The organism is Streptomyces sp. NPDC045695 (assembly GCF_056432025.1).
The window spans coordinates 1-22155 of sequence record NZ_JBWKJU010000022.1 but is presented as its reverse complement, the minus strand read 5'-3'; the positions used below and the strand labels follow the sequence as shown (position 1 = coordinate 22155).

Below are 22155 nucleotides of genomic sequence, written 5' to 3'. Positions count from 1 at the left end.
TGAATGGGCACACGCACTTCCTGACCGGCAGCGGCACCGGCCACAGGTGAAGAGCAGGACGGCCGCGAGCGGTCCCGAAAGTGGAAGCAGGACCAGTGGGCGGCCGACAGGGCGCAGGCCCTGGCAGGACAGTCCGGTCTGCGCCCAGCAGACCCGCGCCTCGGGGTGCTGTGCCCCGCCAGAATGCCGGCCATCCCGCCTCGGACACGAGCGGCTCGCGGAGCCGCTCCGGGACTGCGGGGTGAACTGGCGCACGTCTGCGGCCACCGCGACTTGGTGGTCGTGGCGGCCGCAGAGGTGCGGGCGTCGGCTCCCGGCAGGGCGGCTGAAGGGGGATCCGCCCTTGCCGGGATGTCCGGGACGGGTCAGACGCAGATGCTGCCCGCGCAGATGCCGACGTTGACGGGCAGGACGGCGATGCCGAACTTCGTCAGGTACGTGTTGATCGCGGCGGTCTCCAGGTTCAGGAGCTGGACGGTGACGGGGGCGTTGACGTTGTTGTCGGCGACGTTGGCCAGGGCCACCTGGAGGTCGTTGAGCTGAATACCGGTCAGGACGTTGACGTCGCCGATATTCACGGTGGTGCCGTTGAGGACGTTGTTCACCGTGATCAGGCCCGAGCAGTTGACGGTGTGGCTCGGGCCGCCGCCCTGGTTGGAGCAGGAGTAGGGGTGCGTGGTGGTGGCGCTGTTCTGCTGGGCTGCTGCCGGCGCGATGGCCGCACCGGCCAGGGCGGCGGCGAGAGCGGTCGCGGTCGCGAAACGGGCAAGCTTCACAGTCGTCTCCTTCACGGGGTCCATCGGTCACCCCCAGGGGGCGTCTCCAATGGAGCGGGTTCTTGCGGGAACGGTGGAAGTCTTGGCGATCGGACCGGGTCCGCCCAAGGCGGTAACAGGGCGCACTGCCGCCCCGACGCCTCCTCGGCCGTCGGCCGAGCCGCCTCTGCAGGCCACACCCCGATCGCATCACGTGTCGGAGTGATCGCTGTAGGTTACCTTTCGGCTCGGCGCTGCGGAGGGGTCCTGGCCGTGGCGTACCCCAATCGACTGGTCACGCCAGGGATGCCGTCTTCTCGCCGACGGGCGTAACCAGCCGCACTCCATCCTTCAACCACGTCTGAAAATGCGCTCGGGACTGACCTGCGTCACGTGCCGAACGACTCGGGGGCGTCCCAGCCCTTGCATACCGGTACGAAGTCCAGCCCCTGGCCCGGGATGACCCCGATCAGGATTGTGGCGCTCACGGTGGAAACCTCTGGGCGGGGTACGGCCGGATGCGGTAGTGCCGGCTATCAGGAGCGGCCCTGTCGGCGGCGTACCGGGCGGTCTCGACAGGAGCCCGGGTCATTTTGGATGGGGCGGGTCGAGGAGTGCAGCGTGCTGCTCTGCGCGTGAGCGGTGCGGGCGCCGGTGGGGTAGGGCGGTGTCCGGCGCCAGGGTGCCCTCGCGGCGCTGGCCCCGTGATCCGCGCTGCCTGCGCGGCGACTCCTCCACCATCGGGCTGCCACAAGGGCGCCGGTAAGAGCGGCAGCGGTGAGGGCGTGGAGCCCTGGGTGCGCGGCTACGGATTCCTCCCAACTCACGGCTCTGCAGGGACGATGGCGCCGGCCGCAGAGGCCGGCGCCGTCTCTTGTGCCTTGTCAGCCGGGCCAGGTGCCCGTCAGGCGTCTGACAGTGGTGGCGCCTGCCCGGTCGACGGCGGCCTTGACGACGGCGAAGATCGCGCCTTGGAGGGCTGCGGCCAGAAGGATCTCCTGCCAGGAACGGTCCTGGTCGGTGGCGTCGGGGGCGTCATCATCGTGCCCGAGCAACTTCCACGCCTGCTTGAACGCCGCGCCGGCGAGCATGCCGCTGGCCGCGCCCAAGGCCAGACCGACCGGCTTGTAGGCGATCTTCGATGCCTTCACCGGCACCTCCGGCTGCGCCGGATGAGCAGGAAGACCACGAGCGCGGCCGCCGCGGCGAGCAGCGGGGTGCGCTTCGCCCGCGCCATGCTCACAGCCTGTCCGGCCTTCTCGCGTACGGGGTCGGGGGTCTTGTCCGCCGCAAGCTGTCCGGCACGGGACGCCGTGTCACGGACGTGCGTCGCGGCCGCGGTCGCCTTGTCGAGGACGGGGTCGGGGGTCTTGTCCTTCACCAGTTGCTTGGCCTGTTCCGCCTTGCCGCGGACCTGGTCGGTGAGGTGCGCGGCCTTCTCGGCTGCTTGCTCCTTGACCGCGGCGGCCTGCTCCTGCGTCCGGGCTTTGACGTCGGCTTTGGCGGCCAGTGCCTCGACGGTCTGTCCGAGGCCCTCGCGGGTGTGCTCGACCTGCTGGCGCAGCTCCTCGGGAGTGGGGGCGGACTCGCTGTCGTGGGGCTTGTCGCTCATCGCTGGGTCTTCTCCTTGATCTCGGCCACATCGGCCTTGACGCTGTCGATGGTCTGTTCAGGCGCGGGCGGCCCGGCCTTGGCGATCTGCTTCTTCCCGGCCATGGCCATGACGGCGGCAACCGCTGCCAGCACGGCGGCGACGATCAGAGCCGACGCCCATACCGGGAGCAGCAGCGCCACGGGGCGGCGATCACGGCCCCTGTCAGGGCTTGCGCGGCCAGGAACCCGGTCAGGCCGGCTCCGCCGAACAGGCCGCCGCCCACCCCGAACCGTTTGCCCTTGGCGGTCATCTCCGCCCGGGCCAGCTGCATCTCCTCGCGCACCAGCTCTCCGAGATCTGCTGCGACGCGCGGGTTACCAGTGCGCCCACCGAATCATCGGCGTTCTGTGTCTTCATGCTGTACTCCCAAAACTGCCTTACTGCACTGACCGGTGATGGCTGCACGATGGCGGCCATCGACGCCGCATAGGCGGCGCCGCGCCGCTCAGCTGCCCTGGTGGGTCCCGGTGGTGTCCTGGACGGGGGCGTCGGCGTTGCGTTTGACCGAGTCGATGCCGTTCAGGCAGGAACGATGCGTCTCGTAGTGCTCGCTGGTAGCGATGACCTGCCCGTTGGTCGCGATCAGAACGAAGTGATAGCCCTTGCCCGGCTGGTGCCGGACCTCGAAGCGAGCCGCCATGACAGATCCTCCTCTTTGAGATGTACACGTTGCTGTCAGGGGCGCGGTTACCCCGCGACCGGCCAGGCACCCGCCCCTCGGCGGCTTTACCCCAGGCGGCGTATGAGCAGGCGGGGTGTGGTGCGTACCAGTGCGGCCGCGGCCAGGCCGATGGCGGCTCCCGCTGCGACGTCGGAGGGGTAGTGGGCGCCGTCGTGGACGCGCTCGATCGCCACCAGAACCGTCGGTACCGCGCAGGCGGCGCCCGCCCACGGCCAGGTCGGAGCGACGGCGGCGGTGAACGCGACGGCCGCGGCGGTGTGCCCGGAGGGGAAGGAGGAACTGTCCGGCCGCTCCTCCACCTCCTCGTGCGGGAACCATTGCTTCGGCGGGCGGCGGCGCTCGATGAGCTGCTTGGCGACCCCGTTGGCCAGTACCTGCCCGACCGCCATGCTGGCGATGCCGGCCGCCGCGGCCCGGCGGCCCCTCCACCCGCCGACGGCCGCCATGAGAACAGCCGTGGCCCACCAGAGTTTGGTGTGTTCGGCGGCGTCCTCCACCGGCGGCAGTAGGCCGCGGGCCCAGACGGAATCCCAGGCCGCCATGCGTTTGGTCAGCCGGTTCTCGCCCGCGCGCAGGGCCTCCACGATCCTCATGCTGATCAGCTTCCCCGGCGCCAGCCGTTCAGACGGTGATCACGGCCGTGCGCGCGTGCCGCTGCGGTGGCCGCCTTTGCCTGGCCGCCACCGCAGGGGTCAGGCGGTGGTTGTGTCGGGGCTGAGGGTGTGCGCGACGAGAGCGTGAGCGACGGTGGGATGGGCTGGCAGCAAGGCTCCCAGGCTGGTGAGGTCTAGTAGCCGCTCAAGGCGGTCGGGGACGGCGGCAAGGACCAGGGTGCCGCCGACGGTCTTGGCGCAGCGGAAGATACCGACCAGGGCGTTGAAGCCGGAGGAGTCGCAGAAGGTGACGGCCCGGAGGTCCAGGATCAGGTGCCGGTGGCCTTGCTCGATCAGGGCCAGCGCCTGGGTGCGCAGGTGGGGGGCGGTCGCTATGTCGAGGTCTCCGGCGATGTGGGCCAGGGCGAGGTCGCCGTCGGTGTGCTGTGCGGTGAGGCGGAAGTCGGTCACGGTCGGCTCTCCGGCGTCTCGCCGACGGGGGCGATGGTGTGGGCGGTGGCGGTCGCGGTAAGGCCGTCTGCGGTGTCGGCGAGGGGGACGGACAGGGCCAGCAGGGCGACGTCGTCACCGGCTCCGTGGGGCGTGGCGTCGAGGAGGTCGACGGTGTCCCCTATGACCGCCGCCGCGCTGACGGGCCCGGTGCGCGCGGCGAGGAAACGGGCCAGGTCCTCTTCGCCGATCATTTCTCCGCCCAGGGTGCGTGCCTCGGTCAGCCCGTCGGTGTAGAGGAGCAGTCCTTCGCCCGGGGCGAGTTGGAAGGTGTGGGAGGCGAAGTGCGCTTCGGCGAGGGCGCTGATGAGCGTGCCTCCCTGGGGGCGCACCGCCTCCACCGTCCCCTGCCCGCGCAGGTGGTAGGCCGGGGGGTGGCCGCCGGTGGCCACCATGACAGTGAACCCGTCCCGCTCGTGCGGTTCCAGGATGCTGAAGACGGCGGTGCAAAACCGGGTGCCGACGGCCGGATCGAGGAGCAGTGCCGTGTTCAGGGACGTGAGGACTTTGTCGGGGTCCGGGTCGATCTGGGCGGCGGCGCGCAGGGTGTAGCGGGTCAGGGAGGTGACGGCGGCCGCTTCGGGGCCCTTGCCGCACTGCCCGTGCGGTACTTGAACGTGATCGCGTCGATCACCTGCCGGTGATCCCGCCACCGCCCTCCCCGCTTCGGACTCCGGTCCGGCAGCAACGGCTCGATGCGTGCCCACTGGGCGTCAGTCAACGACACACCAAACCAACGATCCGATGATCTGAAGGAAGCGGCCTAGAAAAGGGGTCAGGCGTCCCGATGAGCGCTTGGCACAACGATCCGGATGCTGCGTGGTCACCTGCCTGGCCAGCGAAAACGGGTCCTGCGCTCGGTTCGGTACCCGGTAGTTTCGACGGGACGGAGTGCGGCCTCGGCCATCAGGGCCGCGACGGGGGCCGCACTCCGACGCGTGCCCCGCGGCGACCGGCGCGGCCCTCTCGTCACGCCCGCCTCGGCGGGGCAGATCTGAAGGATGACGGCTGAGTTGAGGGCAGAGACCGTCGTGTGCCCGTACTGTGCGGCGGGCCCGGCTGACGGCCAGGCTCGTACGATCGCGGTTGTGGCCGGGTGTCGCCTGACGGTGACGTGGCATGTCCTGTCTTGTCCGCACTATGCGGCGGATCGTGTCCTGGCGGGGAAAGAGGACTGAGCCCGGGTCCTGTTCGCCTGAGCCGCGCCGAGGCCGAGGGGTACGGGCATGCGGCCTGACCCCCGTGCAGGTCCCGCCCGGCCTCTCGATACCGTCGGCGGGCCGGGCGTGATCGTAGCGCGGCCCGTCCTGTCGTTTCGCGGCGGTGGTGACCTGGGACTACTGCGGTCCGTTGGGGGATGACATGACGGCAGCGGACGGGGTCCCCGACGACGAGTGCCGCGGCGAAACGGCCGGCCTGGCGGGTAGGGACCCCCGCGCCCGCGCGGTGATCGAGAACATCGTGCAGGCGGTCCGGGAGGGCGACGACGCCCGCATCCGCGCCTGCTGGCCACTCTGGCCTCCGTCGCGGACACCACGGCCCTGCTGCACCTGCGCGAGCGGCTGTACGCACCGGAGTGAGGATGTGGTTCAGGCGGCAGAACAGGTCTGGGGCGTTCACCGGGCGCCGACCACCCCACGCCAGGCCGGGACGGCGGGGCACTTCTCGGCCTTCCGCGAGCCACTGGCGTTCGATGGCGTCGTAGATCGGCGCTTCGGACACCTGCCAGAACTCCTCGGCCAGCCGGGCGAATCCGGCTCGCTCGGGTGGCGAAACGGTTTTCTGCTCCATGCCCGGTTCCAACGAACCCGGGCGGCCGCTGTGGCGGCGCGTGACCGTTTTGTCATCGTGGTGCCGGGACACGTCGACGATCCGGCCGGCCACCGACGGAGACAACGAGACCCAACCGATGCCGTGACGGCGGCGGGATCCCAGGAATCCACGACGGCCCCTGCCGCCGTGGGCGAGGCAGGGGCCGCCACACGGACTCCGGCCCGGGGGGAGCGAAGGGCCGGGGGCACGTGTCGCCGCTCTCAACGCCTGCGGCTCCCCGGGGTTACGCCGGTTGGGCTCTTCAGGTGCGTACGCGGCTGTTGAGGCCGTCGTGACTGTCGGCGCTCTCCTCGTCGAACCAGTAGTCGCCGGCCGCGAGGTAGCGGAAGGAGTGCTCGCTCTTGCCGGGCAGGGCGACGGTGACCGCCCGGGTGCCATCACTGCGCGGTGTGAGCGTGTGGGTGCCGGGCTGCCAGTCGTTGAAGTCGCCCACCACACTGACCGGTCCGGGCGGGGTGTCGGCAGGCAGGACGAAGGTGACCTCGGTGCGGTCCTTGCGTGGCTTGCGTTCCAGCATGGCGATGCACTCCTGACAGCGGGCGGGCGGGCGGGGGGATCCCGCCCATCCTCGGCAACAGAGACGCGGTCCGCATTCCGACGCAGCCACCCCGGTTCCCGACGTCACCCTTGCGCCACGATCCGTAGCCGAAATGGTGCGGATCGTGACTGTCCGTGTGAACGTGAGGACGAGGAGTCCCTCACCCCCACATCAAGAGGAGTCGCCGTCATGGGCGGTACGCAGGACAAGCGCCAGGAGCCGGGCAAGGGCCGCGAAGAGCAGCAGCGCCCGCAGCGACCCGGCCAGGACCCGGTCCACCCCCAGCCCGGCCAGCCGTCCCGCGGCAAGAGCCCCGAGGAGACCAAGCGGCGCCGCGAGGAAAACCCGCTCCACGACGAGCGCGACCTGCGCGACGACGAGCTCTAGAGCAGGGCAGCACCCCACGCACGCAGGGCCCGGCCGGTTCACAGTCACCCCGGCCGGGCTCTGTCACGTCCCGTCCACCGCCGACCGACAGGCCCGCCCGCTCTGCCTCCGGCGAGCGCCCGGAAAATGAAAGGAAGGCTCTGCGCCCGCTGACCCGCAAGCGGTCGTCCTCACCGTTTGAGCGGGCCCGCCTCGCCGTCGACGCCCTGGCACGCGGCGCGCCGTGCGGAGCGTCTGGGCTCCCGCGCCCGGCCGCACACTGACGCCGTGCCCGCCGCCTCGACTCGCGTCCGTACCAGCCACCGGGTCAGGGAAGTCGTCATACCGGCGGCGCAAGTTCACCACAGCGGCCCGGCCCACCCGGGCGATCCATGCCACTTCCGCATGGCCCCGCGAAGGTCGGTGGAGGGAGGTGTCAGAGACCGTCTTCAGCGCGGCGTGGATCTGGTCGGTTGGGGTTAGGCCGGGTTGATGTTCTCCGCCTGGGGGCCCTTCTGGCCCTGGGTGACGTCGAACGTCACGCTCTGGCCTTCCTGGAGCTCACGGAAGCCCGAGGAGTTGATCGCGGAGTAGTGGGCGAAGACGTCCGGGCCGCCGCCGTCCTGGGCGATGAAACCGAAGCCCTTCTCCGCGTTGAACCACTTCACAGTTCCCGTAGCCATGTCTCATGCCTTCCAGTCGATGAACGCCTCCCGCACCATGCGGAAGGCGGAGGTGATCGCCCTGGTTCCTGCGGCACAGCACAGCAAAACGCCCACGCCGAGGCGTGGGCAAAGGGGAACTTCCGAACCACGACAGCTGACACGACGCTACACGCCCATACACGCTGTCACCACAGGAAACGAGTACGCGTCACGCCGTGGCAGGGTGCGCGCGGACCGCCGAGGACCGGCATGCGCAGCCCCCGCTCAAGCCGCGGCCGGTGGATTCGCTGATTCGGCGGCGCGGCGGTATTCGGCGTTGAGGCGCTGGGCTTCTTCGAGCTGGTCTTCCAGGATGACGATGCGGCAGGCGGCCTCGATGGGGGTGCCCTGGTCGACGAGCTCTCGCGCGCGGGCGGCGATGCGCAGCTGGTAGCGGAGCAGCATCTGAGCCGCGATCCGCCCGGCCCGGCCGCCGCGCATGCTGGCGTCGTTCAATCGTGCAGTAGCCAGTCGACGGTGACGCCGGCGGCATCAGCGATGAGGGCCAGGTCGCGCTCGCAGGCCGGGAGCCGACCACTGGCGAGGAGGAGCAGCCGGTCTCGTGTCATGCCGTCCACACGCCAACGCGTGATGCTGACCGCGTGGCGCAGCCGGTCCATCCGGCGCGTTGCGACCGGGTCGGCGGGCACCATGGTGTGGAGGTTTTCGATGGTGCCGGTCGCGCCGGCGACGTCGTCGGCACGCACCGCGTCTGGGAGGCCGTCACACCCCGAGCGGTCCTCGGGATGCGCTGCGCGGCCTCGTGGGGAATGTGAGGTATCGGTCATGGCAGGCACCTCGCAGGTATCGGACCCAGTCACAGCACTGCCGCCAGCACGGGCCAGTTCTTCCAACTCGGTCCCCGGTGGCGTCCCGTGACCGACCGGCCCCGCAAACAGCGCGGGCTGCCACCGCCTCCTGGCAGGACGTGGAATGGCAGGGAGCCGTACCCGTGTCCGTCGGACTCCCTGCCAGGCAACGGGCCTCCCCGAAAGGAACACCGCGGCATTCCTATAACGCCACCGGGGCCTCCCAGGACACGCCCAGATCCTCTGGGACGCCGATAGAACCGTGCGCGTCCGGATGGGAGGGGCTGTGGGTGCGGAAGGATGGCGGACTGCGGAAGAACTCCCGCAAGCCGCGTGGCCCGGGCATGAGCCGAGCAGGCGATGGTTCAGTCGCTGCGGCAGGACCCCCGGACTAAAATCCGGGCCCGCGATCGGTCCCCGCCGCGTGAAGTCCGGGCCGTCGTGGCAGCCCGGCCCCGAACCCCACCTCGGCGTCGGCGGCGCCCTGGCGACCGTATTGGGTACGCCCGCCGCCTCCCCTGGAGGGAGGGGAGGCGGATTTGTTCAGGGCGGTTGCCCTGCGGCTGTTTTGAAGCTGGCGGATCTGCGGCCGGCACCCTGCTCTCAGCAGGACGTCACACCGGTGGTGCTGTCAGTACTCGCCGTTGTGGTCGGCCTTGTGGTGGCTGTCCTTGAAACCGCCGCCGCCGTTGTTGATGCAGGTGTTGCCAAAGGCCGGGTTGAGAGCGCCGACGACGTTGACCGTGTTGCCGCAGAGGTTGATCGGAATGTGAATGGGCACCTGGACGACGTTGCCGGACAGCACGCCGGGAGAGCCAATGGCAGCGCCCTCGGCAACGGCGTCAGCGGCGGCCATCCCCGCACCCCCGGCCACCATGGCACCAGCGGCGAGGCTTACGGCTACCGACTTCGCGAAACGCGACATGGAGATCTCCTTGGAAACTGGACCCGCCGCAGATGGTGCGGCATGGACGCCCTCCCAACAGCACGACCCTCCCACCGGTCACAGAAGTTGGGCCGAATGGTGGCCCGTCCTCCCCTGCCGCCAATCCGGAGCCCCCGCCCCCGGCCCCGGCACCGGACGCGACGGAGGTCCTGGCGGCGGCGCAGCAGTGCCCTGACCGACCCGGGCGACTTCCTCAGCTCCGAGGCGTCGGAGGAGGTCCTGACCGTGGCGCTCAGTCGCCGGCAACAACGTCAACGCCCCCATCACCGTCCAGCTCCTGAACTTGGAGACCGCCGCGATCACCACGTACCTGACGATGCGGCCGTCCGCTGACCAGCCACGAAGTCATCGTGCAGTCGATCACCGCGACCACCACCCGCACGGGCCTATGTGTGAGGGCCGAACTGGGCACCAACACCTATCCGACCGGAGTCCGCATCAAGGACGCGGAGATGGCCGCCCTGCCGCTGACCAGGCATGCCTTCCATGGGGACTGGAACTATGTCCTGCACCCCCAGCCATCCCCCGTGATCCCGGCGGCCCGGACCGCACAGACGCCGGAGCCGGAGTGGGACCAGGCTTTGCTCTCCGATCCCGCACTGACTGGGATGGCCCGTCGGCAACTGGCCGACCTCACGGCGACTCTGGCACCAGACGGGGATATCCGGCGCGGCCGCCCGCCCCGGCTGACCTTCCCCGACCAGGTCCTGGCCACCGTGCTCCACCTGCGGGCCGCCCTGGCCGCGGAACCCCTCGCCGTGCTGTTCGGCACCAGCCGCACCGCCATGCACCGCATCCTCTCGAAGAACCGGCAACTGCTCGAGGCACACGGCATCGCCATCCCACCCGCGACAACCCCACCCACGGCCCTCGCCGCCCTTCATGCCCGGGTCCAGGCTCAGACCGGCGAGGACAACAAGATCAAAACAACGTGTTAATGATCTGCAAGCCTCAAGGGCTGTCCCGTGATCCCCGGTGGATCAGCGCACGGCGTCAGATGCGGTGCATCGCAAGGCGGAGGGGCGCCCCCATACTGGGCGTATTCGGGTGTTCTCGACAACGCGGCGAGGTGCCGTAGCCGGCGTCGTGCGCCCGCCGGGGATTACGGGACAGCCGTTAACCTTGCGACGTATGATCACGGTTGCCAGCTGGAACGTACTGCACCGCGTCCACGCCGAGAACTGGGGCGAGGACGTCCCGAGGCGTTGCCCAGACGAGTCGGAGCGGATCGCTGCGGTTACGGCGTTGCTGCTGGGACGAGACGAGCACGTCATCGCCCTGCAGGAGGTCAGCGGTGACCAACTGGCCAGCCTCCGCCTTGCCCTGACCGGCCGGACCATCCACGCGTTCAGGTACCCGCGCGTCCCGGTACCGCGCCATGGCAGTTGCCCACTGCGCGATCCAGACGAGTACCTCGTGCTCCTGGTCGACGGACCGAGCCGGGAGGTCAGTGCCGAATCCTTCGAGGATGACCCCGGGAAGGGCGCGCTCGCCGTCGAGACCGCCGGAACGCTGATCGTCGCCACGCACGTGAGCGGTGATCAGCGGCACACGCGTCAGCTGGCACGTCTGGCCGAACTGGCAGCCTCTCCCCAGGGGTACGCAACAGTGCTTCTCGGGGACTTCAACACCGACCGAGCCACCGTGGCGTCGGCTCTGGGTACTGGCTTCGCCGTCGCGGACCTTCCACCAGACGGCCTGCCGACACGGCCGCGCATGTCAGGCTCGAAGTCGCAGTGGATCGACCACGTGGTCGTGCGGGGCGCTGTTGTCGGCAACGCCGCGGTCGAGAGCACGGAGGGCCTCTCGGACCACCATCTGGTCCGCGCGACCGTCACCATGTGAGCTACCCGCGCCGACTGTGGGCAACGAGCCGGGGAAGAGACCCGACAGGAGGCCGGCAGCCGACGCCCCGGCGGTGACTCACCGCCCCGTGCTCAACAGGCCCGACCTGCGCGGTTCACAGAAAGGGTCATGCCGACTGCAGGGCTGGCGCCTGACGCAGAGACTGCCGCCTCACCATCCACCCACGCTGCGCCCCCGATGTCAGTGCCGGATCGTAGTCTCGGGTCCATGAGCAAAAGACCAGCGAAGGACCCGCGCGACGTGCATTCCTTGCTGTCGAATCCCAGTCTGCTTCTCACGACGGAACCGGCCCGTGTCATCGAGCTGTTGGGCCACGAAGACGACTCTCGGAGCCGGGCTGTAGCAGCGGTGTACCTGGCTTCGGCGGAAGTGCACCGGACGCTGGTGCCGGTTCAGCGACGCCAGGTGCTGATGCTGGAGGCTGCACGGTTGGGTGACACGGAGCTGGCTGCCTGGTTCGGGAGCGCGGATGTGCCGGGGCAGCCCGGTCCGGAGTGGGGTCCGCAGTGGGCGAGCGGCTCTGCTTCCGACCCTCGGTTCCTGCGCATGTTCACAGGTCACGATGCTCCTGTGACGGCCGTGTCGACGGCGGTTGTCGACGGTCGGCCGGTCGTCGTTGCGGGAAGCAAGGACGGGGCGGTGCGCGTATGGGACTTGACGACCGGGAACCTGCGGCACGAGCTGATGACGGGCCGTACCGACCCGGTGTCGTCGATGACGGCCGAGCTGCTGGCCGTGGCCACGGCTCTGGTGGACGACCGTGCCGTGGCGTTCACACTGCACGCTGATGGGCCGGTGGGGGTGTGGGATCTGGAGACGGGCCGTTCGGCGGGCGAACTCGTCGACATGGTGGAGTGCGCGACCCCGGCCGGACGCCGTGTGGCTTTGACCATGGGGAAGGACCGGACGTTGCGGGTGTGGGATCTGCTCACCGGGGCCCAGATCAGCGCGTTTGCCTGGGTCACGGACATAGGTGTGCTGGACGGGCGCCTCGTCGCCCTCACCGCCGCTGTGGACCAACCGGTCCAGGTGTGGGATCTGGTGGCCGACCGTCAAGTCGCCGAGCGTCTGACAGTCGTGGATGCCGTCCTGGTCGAAGGGCAGCGTCCTATCGCTGTGGTTGCTGAGGAAGGCGAGGTGGCGCGCACGTGGGACCTCGTCACCGGTCACATGATCCAAGGCGCCGAGCTGGCAGAGCTCGAGTTCTCTGAGGCGGAGCGCTTGTCAGGCGTGTCAGCTCTGACGGCCGTCAACGGCCGAGTGGTCGCCGTCACGCTCGACTATCAGGCCGAACCAGAACTTGTCGGGAACTGGACCGCCGACTACCGCGACAAGGGGGCGTCCGTCCGAAGACGTGAGACTGCGGTCCTGGGCGCGAGCCGGGTCGTGCTCTGTGCGGGAGCCGATCAGGCACTGCATGCCTGGGACCTGACGACGAGTCCTCAACGCAGCATCGACGGCGTCCGGGCCCTTGGGAGTGTCCCTGCCGGGGACGGACTGCTGGCCCTGGCCCCCGACCCAGGCGGGCGAACCGACCTGTGGGACCTGATCGCGGGCCGCAGAGGCGGTCGGATCAGTGCCGGGAACGCGGTAGGAGTCGGCCCTCGGGCCACTTCCCGGCCCCTGGTACTGCAGGAGCGAATGGTCTCGCTCGCCGCCGAAAAGGACGGCACGGTCACGGTGTTGGACGCGGTGGAAGGGTGGCCCTCGGGCCGGCCGCTCACCGGCCACACGGATCGGGTGTGCGCCATGGACACTGTGACCGCCGGGCAAGGAACGCTGGCATTGACCGTCGGCCTCGACCGGACCGTGCGGGTGTGGGATCTGGAGACCCGGGAGCAACAGGGCGAGCCCCTTACCGGGCACACCGGCCAGGTGTGGGACCTCGACACCACCGTCGTGGAGGGACGTCCGGTGGCCCTGACCGCTGGCGATGACCGCACGGTGCGCATGTGGGATCTCACCCAGGCCAACGGTAGCGGCCGGCACCGCTCCGGACATACCGGCGCCGTCGCCGCCCTCGCCACGACGATTCTCGACGGTCGACCTGTGGTCATCACCGCAGGCTCCGACAAGACCATACGGACGTGGGATGTGATCACCGGTCGGCAGGTCACCGATGCCCTGCGAACCGAGGCAGCCGTCATGTCGACAGCGGACGTGGACGGGCGCCCGGTCGTCGTAACCGCCGGCCCCGACGCGACCTTGCACGTTCTCGATCTCGTCACCGGCCGAGAGGTGCACCCGGCAACGCCCAGCAACCACGGCAGAGTCCTCGCTATGGCCACGGCGATCCTGGACGGAGCGCCCATAGCAGTCACCGCGGGCAGCGACCGGACCGTGGGGGTCTGGAATCTCAACACCGGCAAGGCGTTGTGCGCACCTCTCACCGGTCACTCCAGCCGTGTCACAGCCGTTGCCACCACTGTTCTGGACGGACGGCCCGTCGCGGTGACGGGCGGCTGGGACAAGTCGGTGCGGCTGTGGGACCTCACCACCGGCCGCCAGGTCGACGAGCCATTGACCGGCCACACCGACTGGGTGACCTCTGTGGCCACCGCGACGCTGCCCAGCGGTCCTGCCGCGATGACGAAGGGGCGGGACGGAACGGTCTGCCTGTGGAACCTCAGCTCCATGGCCCAGGTCGGCAGCCACGAACTCACCGAATCAGGTGCGAGCGGGGCGATGGCCGTCACCAGGACCGATGACGGGCAACTCGTGGCGGCCATCAGCCATGACAACACCGTGCGGTTCCTCGACCTGGCCACAGGGCGCAGGGCCACCACCGACTATCTGCTCCCTCTGCCCGTGCACGCGCTTACAGCCGGACCGCATGGTGGTCTCGTGGTCGCGTTCGGCCCCGAGGTGGCAGTGCTGCGGCTCCAGGCGTCCGGCGCTGTCGAAGTCGCGCAGGCTGATGCTGCCGCGAGCGGAGCCATACGCCCATGAGAATCCGGGTTGTCTCACTCGACGTGTGCTGCGGGGTTTCGTCCCTGCTCCCCCCGATGAAGGACCGCGCGGTCGGATCCTGTCAGGCCATCGAGTTCGCCGCTTGCCGACCCGGTACTTGTGGTGGCACCGGTCTGCTGTCGCGGTGATCGCGGACCGGGCGTACTCCTCACGCATGATCCGGTCCCACCTGCGCGAACGGCACATCCGGGCGGCGATCCCGCAGCCGGTGGACCAGATCCGCAACCGGCTGCGACGTTGTAGAGGAGATCCCGGGCACCCCCCTGGCGGTTCAACCGGTCGGGCATCGAGTGACGCTGGCCGACTACTTGAGCCGTATCCGGCTTCTCTCGAATCACGGGAACATCCGCGCCACCTGATACGGATCCGCTGCCGCCGAACCGCTACTCATTCTCACGAACAGAGCCAGAACGCCGTTTGTTCGTCGAACACTCCCACTCGCTGGACCGAACCCGTGCGGACGGCGCCGGAAACCCTGTCGGCGCGGCGTCTCGGCGGTCCGCTTCGGAGCGGGCCGCCGGTCTGGTCAGGCCAGGGCGTCAGTACGGCCGAGGGGGTCTCGGCGCCACGAGAGGCAACGGCGACGACCGGTCAGGCGCTGTCACAGCCCTTGCGCGGCTCTGACTCAACTTCTGTGGCGTGATCACTCTCCGTGGCTATCGGGAGAGGCCGGTTCGAACGCGAAGTTGCCTGAAAAGGGGCGGGCTTGATGCCCGGCAGGGTGAAGCTCCAGGACCGTGACCTGCCTATCGAAGATGTTGTTCGCGCCGCTCGCCGACGTTGCCGTGACCTCCGTCCACACAGGTGACGAGCGCTTATGCGTCGAGATCCGCAGTACGACTGACGGTGCTGTGTGCCCGCCCCGATTGTGGATCATGGTCGTCGCGCGTTCACGGCTCGTACCTGCGGTTTCCCGGCGATCTGCCGGTCTCGGGTAGACCCGTGGTGTTGTCGTTGAGAGTGCGTCGATTTGCCTGTGGGGCGCCTGGGTGCCCGCGGCGGACCTTCATGGAACAGGTACCAGGGCTGACGCGTCGGCATGGCCGCTGGACCGAGCGGCTGCGGTCGGCGCTTGCTTCGCTGGGCCTGGCGCTTGCCGGGCGAGCGGGCGCGCGGCTTGCTGGACTGGTCGGCGTCCCGGTCAGCCGCAGCACCGTCCTGCGCATCGTCCATGAGCTCCCCGAACCGAACCCGACGCAGCCGACAGCGGTCGGCGTCGACGAGTACGCGATGTGCAAAGGCCGCGCCTACGGCACGGTCCTGGTAGACATAGAGACGCGCCGACCGCTGGAACTCCTGCCAGACCGCGAACCAGAGACGCTCGCAGCCTGGCTTGCCCAGCATCCTCAGATCAAGGTCATCTGCAGGGACCGCGCCCCGTTCTACGCCGAAGGCGCCACGCTCGGCGCACCGCAGACCCTCCAGGTGGCCGACCGCTGGCACCTGTGGCACAACCTCGGACAGGCCACCGAGCGGTGCGTGTCACTGCACCGACGCTGCCTGCGCGGTCACCCGGCGGCGCCTGAGGCGGAGCCAGAACTGTCGGCGGAGGAGCCGAGCACTTCGCCGTGGCCGACCGGGCATCGCTTCGCGGACCGGACCCGCGCACGACATGCCCAGGTACACGCCCTGCTTGGCTGCGTAGGCCAGAACCAGGAACGTTTGTCGACGGGGTCCGGGAACAGGCTGCAGCGGTGTTGCCCGGGGAATGTCGGCGAAAAGGAGCAACGGGAGGCAACCTTTCGCGCGGCGGTAGAAGTTCTGCGGCGTCACGCGGTCAAAGTCTGGGGCTGGTGGCTTGGCCCTCGACTGCTCGTGTCCTGGCGGCGCGGGTCAAGGAGTAGCTGGCGGCTGAGCACCTGGTCGCGGTGCAGGACCTGACCAGACCGGGGAGCTGCCCCGACCGGAACGCATCCACATATTCGCGGCCGTGCTGTGAAGGACGTATCCAACGATCGCCCGGTGATCGACGGGCTCGTAACAGCAGGCGTATCTGACCGCGCTGGCTGGCACGGTGGCTTTCGACTCCGCCATCGGGCGGACAAAGGAGGGGAATCCATTGAAATCCTGGGCACGCAGAACCGGAGTCGCCCTGACGGCCCTGGCTGCCGTCGCGACAGCAGTCGTGGTCGCACCTCAGGCACAGGCAGCGCCGACAGGCACGCTGCGGACCTGCGACGGAAGTGACCCGAGCGGGATGCTCTACCCGTCGACGAAGCGGTCCGTGCGGGCCGCCAGCGGCACGCTGATCGAGCCGCGGTACAGCAGTGATACGGCCTGTGCCTGGGGCCGAATCCAGTACGGCCACAAGTACGACGAGTTGTGGGTGGATCGCGCGGCGAACCTCGCAGAGGCGAACGCCGGCCGGTGGCAGCCCCAGCTGGGCTGGATGATGCTGGGTACCGACACCTGGGGCTACACCCCCGCCTACGATGACGACGGCAGGGTGATGCGCGCCTGTGGCAAGTCGTGGGGCCAGATCGTCTGCACCGGCTGGTACTGACAGGCACCGATAACCCGTGGTGGGCGCTTCTGGCGGTGTCGGCCGCCAGAAGCAGCATCAGCGGGTCCTCTGGCTCGGCGTCAGCGTCAGCTGGCCCTCTGCACGGTCTCGTAGCGACGCCGCACTTCCGCTTGAGAGCGCGCACCGACATGCCAGTCCTGGCGTCACGGCGGATCGCCGCGTACAGATCTACCTTGGACTTCGGCGGCACCCCGGCCCCCTCGTCGTGCAGAGCACAACCATGGTCCCGAAGCAAGCACCACTCCGGATTTTGAACACGTCTATGCGGCTGGAGCCAGGGTAGTTGCTGTCCGCTCCGAGGGCTTGCCCAGCAGAACCGTTGCCCAGTCGGCGGGCCGGTCGTGACCGATCCGTCTCCCACGATCGGTCAACCAGCACGTCAGCGCCCTGACCGGTCCATGCAACTCCCGGCCTGGGCGGTGACCGGTCATCGGTCACGCGTCATCGGTCAGCCGCGCCCTGGCCGTGAAGGCCAGTGGTGGCCGTGACCGATGCCGTCCTGCCCACGAGCCCTGGCCGGGGTGGGCAAGCCGGTGTTCGGGATGGCTTGCCCAGGCTCCCCTTCGGCTTGCCCAGCACCGGTCAGCGGCCGACAGCTTCGGGGTAGCGGGAGCGGCGCCGGTGCGGGTCGTCGACGCCGATCTCGTACCAGGGCTCGCCCCGCTGGAGCCGTGGCAGGGTGTTGGCCCACACCGCGATGGTGATGCCCTGCACGGCGTCGGTGAGCGCTTGGAGGCGGTTGTCGAGGAGGTGCTCGGCCTTGCCCGCCAGGACGACGTGCAGCCGCGGGAAGGTGGTGGAGCGGGTGTAGCGGTGGCGCTGCCAGAACGGGTACGTGCCGCCGCCGATGGTGCCGCGGGCGCCTTCCCAGACGCGGTGGCCGGCGTAGCGCTCGTAGTCCCAGACCTCACGTGCGAGGCGGGCCTGAGACATGGTGCCGTTGTCGAGTTCGAAGAGGCGGACCTCGCTGGTCTTGGTCGGCACGGCGAGGACGGCGTCGGTGTTGAAGGACAGGCGAGTCTCCTTGATGGCGTGGTTGACCTCCACCTGCCAGTCGGTCAGGTACTCCCGGCGGCCGGAGAGGACGGTGTCGGTGTAGGCGAGGATCGTGGCGGTCACCGCCACGGCGTGCGGGCCGAACCCGGCTCTCACTGCCTTCGCGCCGGTGCCGGCCTTCGGACGGGACGGAAGCTCGTTGCCGTCAGCCAGAGCCTTCTGCCCGGCCGGGGTGAGGTTCCAGACCTGGTGCTTGCCGTCCTTGCCGTTCGTCTCCGCCAGCCCGAGCTCCGCCAGTTCCACCATGGCCCTGCGCACGCACGACCGGCCGTCCGACCCTGCTTCCGTGATCACCTGAGCCATCTGCCGGACCGTGGCTATCCGCACACACCCCAGCATCCGCAGGGCATCGGCCCGTACCTTCCCGGCCGTGGGAGTGGACTTCTTCCCCTTCGCTGGTGTCTCAGGGGTAGGGAGAGAGGTGTCAGCGTGCCGGGCAGCCCTCTTGCGGGCGGTGTGAGCTGCGGTGATGGGTACGACGTTGGAATCGTTCACGGCACTGGACACGGCACTGGAATCCGGGGTGTCTGCAGGGCGCTCGGCACCCCTTGACCAGGTCGGGCGCGGCTCCGGATCGGGCTGCCGGGCGCTGCTGGAGTACGTCATCGTCGAGGCTCCTCACGCGGGCGTGGGACTCCGGGCAGAGTCCCGCATTCACCTGCTACAGGTGCCGGGGAAGGCGATGGTGTGACGCCTGTTATCGAGCCGTGATCATTCGGTGGGCGCGGTGCAGAGCTCGGAGACGATCGTGAACGAGGTCGTCACCATCGGCACCGCCATGGCTGGCGGCATCGCCGCGTGCGTGGTCTTACCGTGGGCCATCCTGTTGCGGATCTGCCGCCCGTAGTCGAGGTACTCCGCCTGGCGGACGGTCAGGACGCCGGCCTCGGCGCCCTGCTTGATGAGCTGGTGCAGCGGCTTCTTGCCCGCGCCCGGGATGCGGTCGCGCAGCACGATCTCCACCGCGATCAGGGAGTGCATGACCGCCACGGTGGAGAACTCGAAGCAGTAGTACGACTGGCGCAACAGCTCCCGGGCCGTGCGCAGGACCGTCGCCGCGGCGTGGGGAACGCCGTCGGGCACGACCAGTTCCTCAACGAGGTCGTGCATGTCGGCGTACTGGTCGACGAAGTTGTGGGCTCGTTCGTCGGGGACCGGGAATGGCAGCCACTGCCGCCGACTGCGGACGGGCTGTCCTTGTCGTCGTAGACGCACGGCTGGAACAGGGCCGGGATCTTCTCGTCCTCCACGAGGAACGTGTGCAGCGCGACGGGCTTGCAGTCCTGAAGCCGGTCGATCCAGGTGTCGGCGAAGCGGCTGTCACCCTGCTTCACGGAGATATGGCCGGTGTGGTGGAGAGTGGCGACGTTGAGGCCAGGCTCGTAGTAGATGTCCAGGCTCATCCAGCCCCTGGAATGGTCGAACACGTAGCTCTCGTACGGGTCGCTCATCTGGTGCGTGGCCCCATTCGGCCGGCAGGCGGTTGGCCGGGGTGGGGGGTCGTCTCATGGTGGCGGGCGGGTGCGGTACCTGGGGGCTGGTGGCTGGTTCTGGCGTGGGGTGGCCGGAAGACGCACGCGGTCAGGAGGTGATGGCGAGGAGGATGGAGATGAGGACCCCCGCCACGCCCGCCAGGGTGGCGGTGGTGCGCACCGCGACCATCGGGTGGACTCCACCGCCGGGCGGTGCACCGCACCAAAGTTCGCTAGTGATCACTGATGCGATGTGGGACCGGATCGAGCCGCTGATGCCGGCCGATCCGGTCCGTGGACGACGGTGGGCCGACCACCGGCGCACCCTTGAGGCCATCGCGTGGAAGTACCGAACCTGCTCGCCTTGGCGGGACCTGCCGGATGAGCTGGGCCCGTTTCAGACCGCTCACAAGCGACTGATCAGGTGGGCCGTCGACGGCACCTGGGAACGGATCCTGGCTGCGCTGTTGGCGGCAGCCGACGACGCTGACGACATCGGCTGGACTGTGTCGGTGGACTCCACCGTCTGCCGCGCCCACCAGCACGCCGCTGGCGCCAGAAAAAAGGGGCGCCGGACCGGACCGAACCTGACGACCATGCACTCGGACGGTCCCGCGGCGGCCTGGGTACGAAAGTTCACCTCGTCAGCGACAGCCTTGCACGGCCCCTGGCCCTCCGGGTCACCGCAGGCCAGGCGGGTGACGCGCCGGCCTTCGAGATTGTCATGGCCAGCATCCGTGTTCCTCGTACCGGTCCGGGGCGACCGAGGACTCGGCCGGAGGCCGTCCTGGCGGACCGCGCGTACTCATCCCGCGCGATCCGAAAGCATCTACGACGTCGTGGGATCCGGGCTGTCATTCCCCAGCCGTCCGATCAGGTCGGTCACCGTCTGCGGCGAGGCCGCACCGGCGGCCGCCCGCCCGCCTTCGATGCCGAGGCATACAAGCAGCGCAACGCGGTCGAGCGATGCATCAACCGGTTCAAGCAGTGGCGCGGCCTGGCCATGCGGACGGACAAGCTCGCCATCGCCTTCCAGGCCGCACTCCACCTCGCCGCCATCCTTGTCTGGACCCGGCGATAGGCCGCCCCATGGCGCTCAGCTGCGGGGATGGTTCACTGGCTGGACAGCGTAAGGCCGCCGGGGAGGGTGTGTGGAAGAGCCAGGATTCCGAGTTCTGCTCACGGAGTCAGGAGACCGGAAGGCGGAGGCGATCCGTGCGATCCGAACGATCACCGGCCTCAGCCTTTGGAACAGCAAGCTCCTGCTGGACAGTGCGCCCGTAGCGGTCACAGAACCCGACTGGCTCGAAGCCGCCCAGGACGCGGCCGGTGCCCTTGAGGCCGCAGGTGCCCACGCGACGGTGCTGTGCGACTGGTGCGACCGCACCATCACGCGAGAGGCTGGCCCGCTTGACCCGACCCCGTGTAGCGGGCCATGGCCTCCCGAGACCTGTCGAGCGAGTTGCCCACCGGCCACGGACTGGGTACGCCCACTGCTGACGGACTCACAGCCAGACCTGAGAGACACGCTCTAGCGGTGTGTCCATGGCGGTGGTGTTCAGCTGGTCGGCAATCTCGGCCAGGAGTGCGGCCAAGGGCTCGGGCAGCGGCACGGCCTGGTCGCGGAGGACGGACAGGTGTGCGGTCCAGTCCGCGTGCGGTCCGGCGAGGTCGACGTCCGCCTCGTACAGGGGCTGGTCGCCGATCGCGGCCCAATCCAGCGGATACTCCGCGGCACCCCGCCAGCCGCACGCGCACACCGCGCGGAAGGCCTCGGCGCGCGGGCGGCGCGAGCGGCCGTCATAGGCCGTCCAATGCGTCGTCGACGGCACGTTCGGACCGCTCCCGACATCGAAGTACACCGGGCACCGGGCTCATCCCCCCCCCCCCGATGAGGGCACCCGCCGCGCCCGCGTGGACGTCCCCGAACTCCACCGTCCACCAGTCCCACTCCACCAGCACACCACCCTCCGACGTGGTCCCGCCTGCCACCCTGCCCCGCACGCACACCCGACCACACCGCAGCAGTCCCAACCACACACGCAGTTGGACCGTCCGGCCACGCCGCGGTCAGGAGCAGCCCGCAACACTTCGACGCGTCCAGAAGACCCCCCGGGCACAGACGAGCTGACCGCTACGCCCAGAAACCCGGAGCATGACGAAAAGGCCGCCACCCATCCCAGGTGGCGGCCCTCACCTCCGGGCCTCCCTACGGGGCGGGCGTGAACTCCACGTCCGTCCCGCCGCAACCCACCGGAGTTTCGTCGCAGTCCACTCCGCGCCGTACCGGCACAGCGCCTCCGCCGACTGGGGCAGCCACTCCGCGGGGGCCCGATCCGCCTTGCTGCGGTTCGAACGCGCCGTCACCGCCACCAGCGAAGCCGGCTGGCCATGGTCATTCGCGTACGCCTCCTGACGCGCGGGCGTCCACGCCGACGCCCCAGCTGACAGGGCGCGTCCTACCAGAGGTGCGGTATTCCTCGTCAGATCCTTCAGCGGCGACCGACCTCGGCCTTAGGCGCCGTTTCATTTGGCGAGTCGGCGATGGCAGATGAGGGCTGCGGCTATGCCGACGAAGGCGAGGAAGTGTTCAGCCTTGCGCTCGTAGCGGCGGTGGAGCCGACGGCAGCCTGCCAGCCAGGACACGGTCCTCTCGACAACCCATCGGTGGCGTCCGAGCCGTTGCGATGACTCGATGCCTTTGCGGGCGATGCGGTGGCGAATGCCGCGCTTGCGGAGCCATCGGCGCAGGTGGTCGTAGTCGTATCCCTTGTCGCCGTGCAGTTTCGCCGGCCGTCGCCTGCGGGGGCCGCGGCGCGAACGGATAGGTGGAATGCCACGCACGAGCGGCTCGAGACCGAGGCTGTCGTGCATGTT

23 protein-coding genes and 6 pseudogenes are annotated in these 22155 nt (G+C 69.4%); 9 read left to right on the top strand and 20 right to left on the bottom strand.

Annotated features, from left to right (window positions below):
• Positions 1-365: 365 nt before the first annotated feature.
• The 10 genes and pseudogenes from AC07DU_RS28570 to AC07DU_RS28525 all read right to left on the bottom strand — a co-directional run bounded on the left by AC07DU_RS28570 (position 366) and on the right by AC07DU_RS28525 (position 6544).
• Positions 366-776, bottom strand: coding sequence for a preprotein translocase subunit TatB (locus AC07DU_RS28570; RefSeq protein ID WP_479114518.1), 411 nt, complete (start codon positions 774-776; stop codon positions 366-368).
• An 863-nt stretch (positions 777-1639) separates the two neighbouring features.
• Positions 1640-1906 carry a DUF4235 domain-containing protein gene (locus AC07DU_RS28565; RefSeq protein WP_479037495.1) on the bottom strand — a complete coding sequence of 89 codons (267 nt, stop codon included), beginning with the start codon at positions 1904-1906 and terminating at the stop codon, positions 1640-1642.
• Positions 1903-2367 (bottom strand): DUF3618 domain-containing protein, encoded by a 465-nt coding sequence (locus tag AC07DU_RS28560; RefSeq protein ID WP_479037498.1) that lies wholly within the window; start codon positions 2365-2367, stop codon positions 1903-1905. The genes AC07DU_RS28565 and AC07DU_RS28560 overlap by 4 nt, the downstream gene beginning before the upstream one ends.
• Positions 2364-2766 (bottom strand): annotated as a pseudogene (locus AC07DU_RS28555) (phage holin family protein). The gene AC07DU_RS28560 and the pseudogene AC07DU_RS28555 overlap by 4 nt, the downstream one beginning before the upstream one ends.
• Before the next feature lie 88 nt (positions 2767-2854).
• Positions 2855-3049 (bottom strand): YegP family protein, encoded by a 195-nt coding sequence (locus tag AC07DU_RS28550; protein ID WP_479114516.1) that lies wholly within the window; start codon positions 3047-3049, stop codon positions 2855-2857.
• 86 nt (positions 3050-3135) lie between these two features.
• Positions 3136-3684, bottom strand: a complete 549-nt coding sequence (locus tag AC07DU_RS28545) for a phosphatase PAP2 family protein (protein ID WP_479114514.1) — start codon at positions 3682-3684, stop codon at positions 3136-3138.
• Between the two features lie 99 nt (positions 3685-3783).
• Complete coding sequence (locus AC07DU_RS28540) at positions 3784-4155, bottom strand: STAS domain-containing protein (protein WP_479114512.1); 372 nt, start codon at positions 4153-4155, stop codon at positions 3784-3786.
• Entirely contained in the window at positions 4152-4847 is a 696-nt protein-coding gene (locus AC07DU_RS28535; RefSeq protein ID WP_479114510.1) for a PP2C family protein-serine/threonine phosphatase, read from the bottom strand. Before AC07DU_RS28535 ends, AC07DU_RS28540 begins: the two co-directional genes overlap by 4 nt.
• Positions 4841-4921: pseudogene (locus tag AC07DU_RS28530) on the bottom strand (hypothetical protein); the annotation flags it as partial. The pseudogene AC07DU_RS28530 and the gene AC07DU_RS28535, both read right to left, overlap by 7 nt.
• A gap of 1347 nt (positions 4922-6268) precedes the next feature.
• Positions 6269-6544, bottom strand: a complete 276-nt coding sequence (locus tag AC07DU_RS28525) for an isoamylase early set domain-containing protein (protein ID WP_214931263.1) — start codon at positions 6542-6544, stop codon at positions 6269-6271.
• Between the two features lie 210 nt (positions 6545-6754).
• Here AC07DU_RS28525 and AC07DU_RS28520 point away from each other — a divergent pair, with 210 nt between their 5' ends.
• Positions 6755-6952 carry a hypothetical protein gene (locus tag AC07DU_RS28520; RefSeq protein WP_479037519.1) on the top strand — a complete coding sequence of 66 codons (198 nt, stop codon included), beginning with the start codon at positions 6755-6757 and terminating at the stop codon, positions 6950-6952.
• Between the two features lie 458 nt (positions 6953-7410).
• On the opposite strand, the gene AC07DU_RS28515 is transcribed toward AC07DU_RS28520, so the two are convergent.
• The 4 genes and pseudogenes from AC07DU_RS28515 to AC07DU_RS28500 all read right to left on the bottom strand — a co-directional run bounded on the left by AC07DU_RS28515 (position 7411) and on the right by AC07DU_RS28500 (position 9369).
• The gene (locus AC07DU_RS28515; protein WP_161200952.1) at positions 7411-7614 is read right to left on the bottom strand and encodes a cold-shock protein; all 204 of its coding nucleotides are present in this window, start codon (positions 7612-7614) and stop codon (positions 7411-7413) included.
• A 246-nt stretch (positions 7615-7860) separates the two neighbouring features.
• A pseudogene (locus tag AC07DU_RS28510) lies at positions 7861-8031 on the bottom strand (MerR family transcriptional regulator); the annotation flags it as partial.
• Positions 8032-8087: 56 nt separating this feature from the next.
• Entirely contained in the window at positions 8088-8423 is a 336-nt protein-coding gene (locus tag AC07DU_RS28505) for a hypothetical protein (protein WP_479037522.1), read from the bottom strand.
• Positions 8424-9075: 652 nt separating this feature from the next.
• The gene (locus tag AC07DU_RS28500) at positions 9076-9369 is read right to left on the bottom strand and encodes a chaplin (protein ID WP_479037525.1); all 294 of its coding nucleotides are present in this window, start codon (positions 9367-9369) and stop codon (positions 9076-9078) included.
• 341 nt (positions 9370-9710) lie between these two features.
• Between AC07DU_RS28500 and AC07DU_RS28495 the strand changes: the two are divergent.
• From AC07DU_RS28495 to AC07DU_RS28470, 6 genes and pseudogenes are all read left to right on the top strand, one after another.
• Positions 9711-10328, top strand: a pseudogene (locus AC07DU_RS28495) (ISAzo13-like element transposase-related protein); the annotation flags it as partial.
• Between the two features lie 193 nt (positions 10329-10521).
• A complete protein-coding gene (locus AC07DU_RS28490) occupies positions 10522-11235 on the top strand; it encodes an endonuclease/exonuclease/phosphatase family protein (RefSeq protein WP_479114508.1) in 714 nt (237 codons plus the stop codon).
• A 228-nt stretch (positions 11236-11463) separates the two neighbouring features.
• On the top strand, positions 11464-14205 hold the full coding sequence (locus AC07DU_RS28485; RefSeq protein WP_479114506.1) for a WD40 repeat domain-containing protein: 2742 nt from the start codon (positions 11464-11466) through the stop codon (positions 14203-14205).
• 142 nt (positions 14206-14347) lie between these two features.
• Positions 14348-14491 (top strand): annotated as a pseudogene (locus tag AC07DU_RS28480) (IS5/IS1182 family transposase); the annotation flags it as partial.
• Between the two features lie 539 nt (positions 14492-15030).
• Entirely contained in the window at positions 15031-16107 is a 1077-nt protein-coding gene (locus AC07DU_RS28475; RefSeq protein WP_479114504.1) for an ISL3 family transposase, read from the top strand.
• A gap of 316 nt (positions 16108-16423) precedes the next feature.
• Positions 16424-16729 carry a hypothetical protein gene (locus AC07DU_RS28470; RefSeq protein ID WP_479114502.1) on the top strand — a complete coding sequence of 102 codons (306 nt, stop codon included), beginning with the start codon at positions 16424-16426 and terminating at the stop codon, positions 16727-16729.
• A 603-nt stretch (positions 16730-17332) separates the two neighbouring features.
• Here AC07DU_RS28470 and AC07DU_RS28465 read toward each other — a convergent pair.
• The 3 genes from AC07DU_RS28465 to AC07DU_RS28455 form a co-directional block, all read right to left on the bottom strand.
• On the bottom strand, positions 17333-18145 hold the full coding sequence (locus AC07DU_RS28465) for a replication-relaxation family protein (protein ID WP_479114500.1): 813 nt from the start codon (positions 18143-18145) through the stop codon (positions 17333-17335).
• A gap of 372 nt (positions 18146-18517) precedes the next feature.
• Positions 18518-18916 (bottom strand): hypothetical protein, encoded by a 399-nt coding sequence (locus AC07DU_RS28460; protein ID WP_479114498.1) that lies wholly within the window; start codon positions 18914-18916, stop codon positions 18518-18520.
• 471 nt (positions 18917-19387) lie between these two features.
• Entirely contained in the window at positions 19388-19522 is a 135-nt protein-coding gene (locus AC07DU_RS28455) for a hypothetical protein (protein ID WP_479037546.1), read from the bottom strand.
• Positions 19523-19529: 7 nt separating this feature from the next.
• Between AC07DU_RS28455 and AC07DU_RS28450 the strand changes: the two genes are divergently transcribed.
• Both AC07DU_RS28450 and AC07DU_RS28445 read left to right on the top strand, forming a co-directional pair.
• A protein-coding gene (locus tag AC07DU_RS28450) for an IS5 family transposase (RefSeq protein ID WP_479114630.1) occupies positions 19530-20359 on the top strand; the annotation gives its coding sequence in 2 pieces (ribosomal slippage) (positions 19530-19842 and positions 19842-20359; 831 coding nt in all).
• A 70-nt stretch (positions 20360-20429) separates the two neighbouring features.
• Entirely contained in the window at positions 20430-20813 is a 384-nt protein-coding gene (locus AC07DU_RS28445) for a ribosomal protein L7/L12 (protein WP_479037549.1), read from the top strand.
• On the opposite strand, the gene AC07DU_RS28440 is transcribed toward AC07DU_RS28445, so the two are convergent.
• From AC07DU_RS28440 to AC07DU_RS28430, 3 genes and pseudogenes are all read right to left on the bottom strand, one after another.
• The gene (locus AC07DU_RS28440) at positions 20784-21140 is read right to left on the bottom strand and encodes a hypothetical protein (RefSeq protein WP_479114496.1); all 357 of its coding nucleotides are present in this window, start codon (positions 21138-21140) and stop codon (positions 20784-20786) included. The two genes, AC07DU_RS28445 and AC07DU_RS28440, sit on opposite strands and share 30 nt — an antisense overlap.
• Before the next feature lie 388 nt (positions 21141-21528).
• A pseudogene (locus AC07DU_RS28435) lies at positions 21529-21723 on the bottom strand (HNH endonuclease); the annotation flags it as partial.
• An 81-nt stretch (positions 21724-21804) separates the two neighbouring features.
• On the bottom strand, positions 21805-22155 hold a 351-nt coding region (locus tag AC07DU_RS28430; protein WP_479114494.1), incomplete at its 5' end, for a transposase.

Bases quoted from the DNA above. Each gene is read 5' to 3' on its own strand.
- AC07DU_RS28505 (WP_479037522.1), bottom strand. From the start codon at position 8,423: ATGACCGATACCTCACATTCCCCACGAGGCCGCGCAGCGCATCCCGAG.
- AC07DU_RS28550 (WP_479114516.1), bottom strand. From the start codon at position 3,049: ATGGCGGCTCGCTTCGAGGTCCGGCACCAGCCGGGCAAGGGCTATCAC.
- AC07DU_RS28545 (WP_479114514.1), bottom strand. From the start codon at position 3,684: ATGAGGATCGTGGAGGCCCTGCGCGCGGGCGAGAACCGGCTGACCAAA.
- AC07DU_RS28520 (WP_479037519.1), top strand. From the start codon at position 6,755: ATGGGCGGTACGCAGGACAAGCGCCAGGAGCCGGGCAAGGGCCGCGAA.
- AC07DU_RS28470 (WP_479114502.1), top strand. From the start codon at position 16,424: ATGCTCTACCCGTCGACGAAGCGGTCCGTGCGGGCCGCCAGCGGCACG.
- AC07DU_RS28560 (WP_479037498.1), bottom strand. From the start codon at position 2,367: ATGAGCGACAAGCCCCACGACAGCGAGTCCGCCCCCACTCCCGAGGAG.
- AC07DU_RS28500 (WP_479037525.1), bottom strand. From the start codon at position 9,369: ATGTCGCGTTTCGCGAAGTCGGTAGCCGTAAGCCTCGCCGCTGGTGCC.
- AC07DU_RS28485 (WP_479114506.1), top strand. From the start codon at position 11,464: ATGAGCAAAAGACCAGCGAAGGACCCGCGCGACGTGCATTCCTTGCTG.
- AC07DU_RS28490 (WP_479114508.1), top strand. From the start codon at position 10,522: ATGATCACGGTTGCCAGCTGGAACGTACTGCACCGCGTCCACGCCGAG.
- AC07DU_RS28465 (WP_479114500.1), bottom strand. From the start codon at position 18,145: ATGCTGGGGTGTGTGCGGATAGCCACGGTCCGGCAGATGGCTCAGGTG.
- AC07DU_RS28525 (WP_214931263.1), bottom strand. From the start codon at position 6,544: ATGCTGGAACGCAAGCCACGCAAGGACCGCACCGAGGTCACCTTCGTC.
- AC07DU_RS28515 (WP_161200952.1), bottom strand. From the start codon at position 7,614: ATGGCTACGGGAACTGTGAAGTGGTTCAACGCGGAGAAGGGCTTCGGT.
- AC07DU_RS28460 (WP_479114498.1), bottom strand. From the start codon at position 18,916: ATGCACGACCTCGTTGAGGAACTGGTCGTGCCCGACGGCGTTCCCCAC.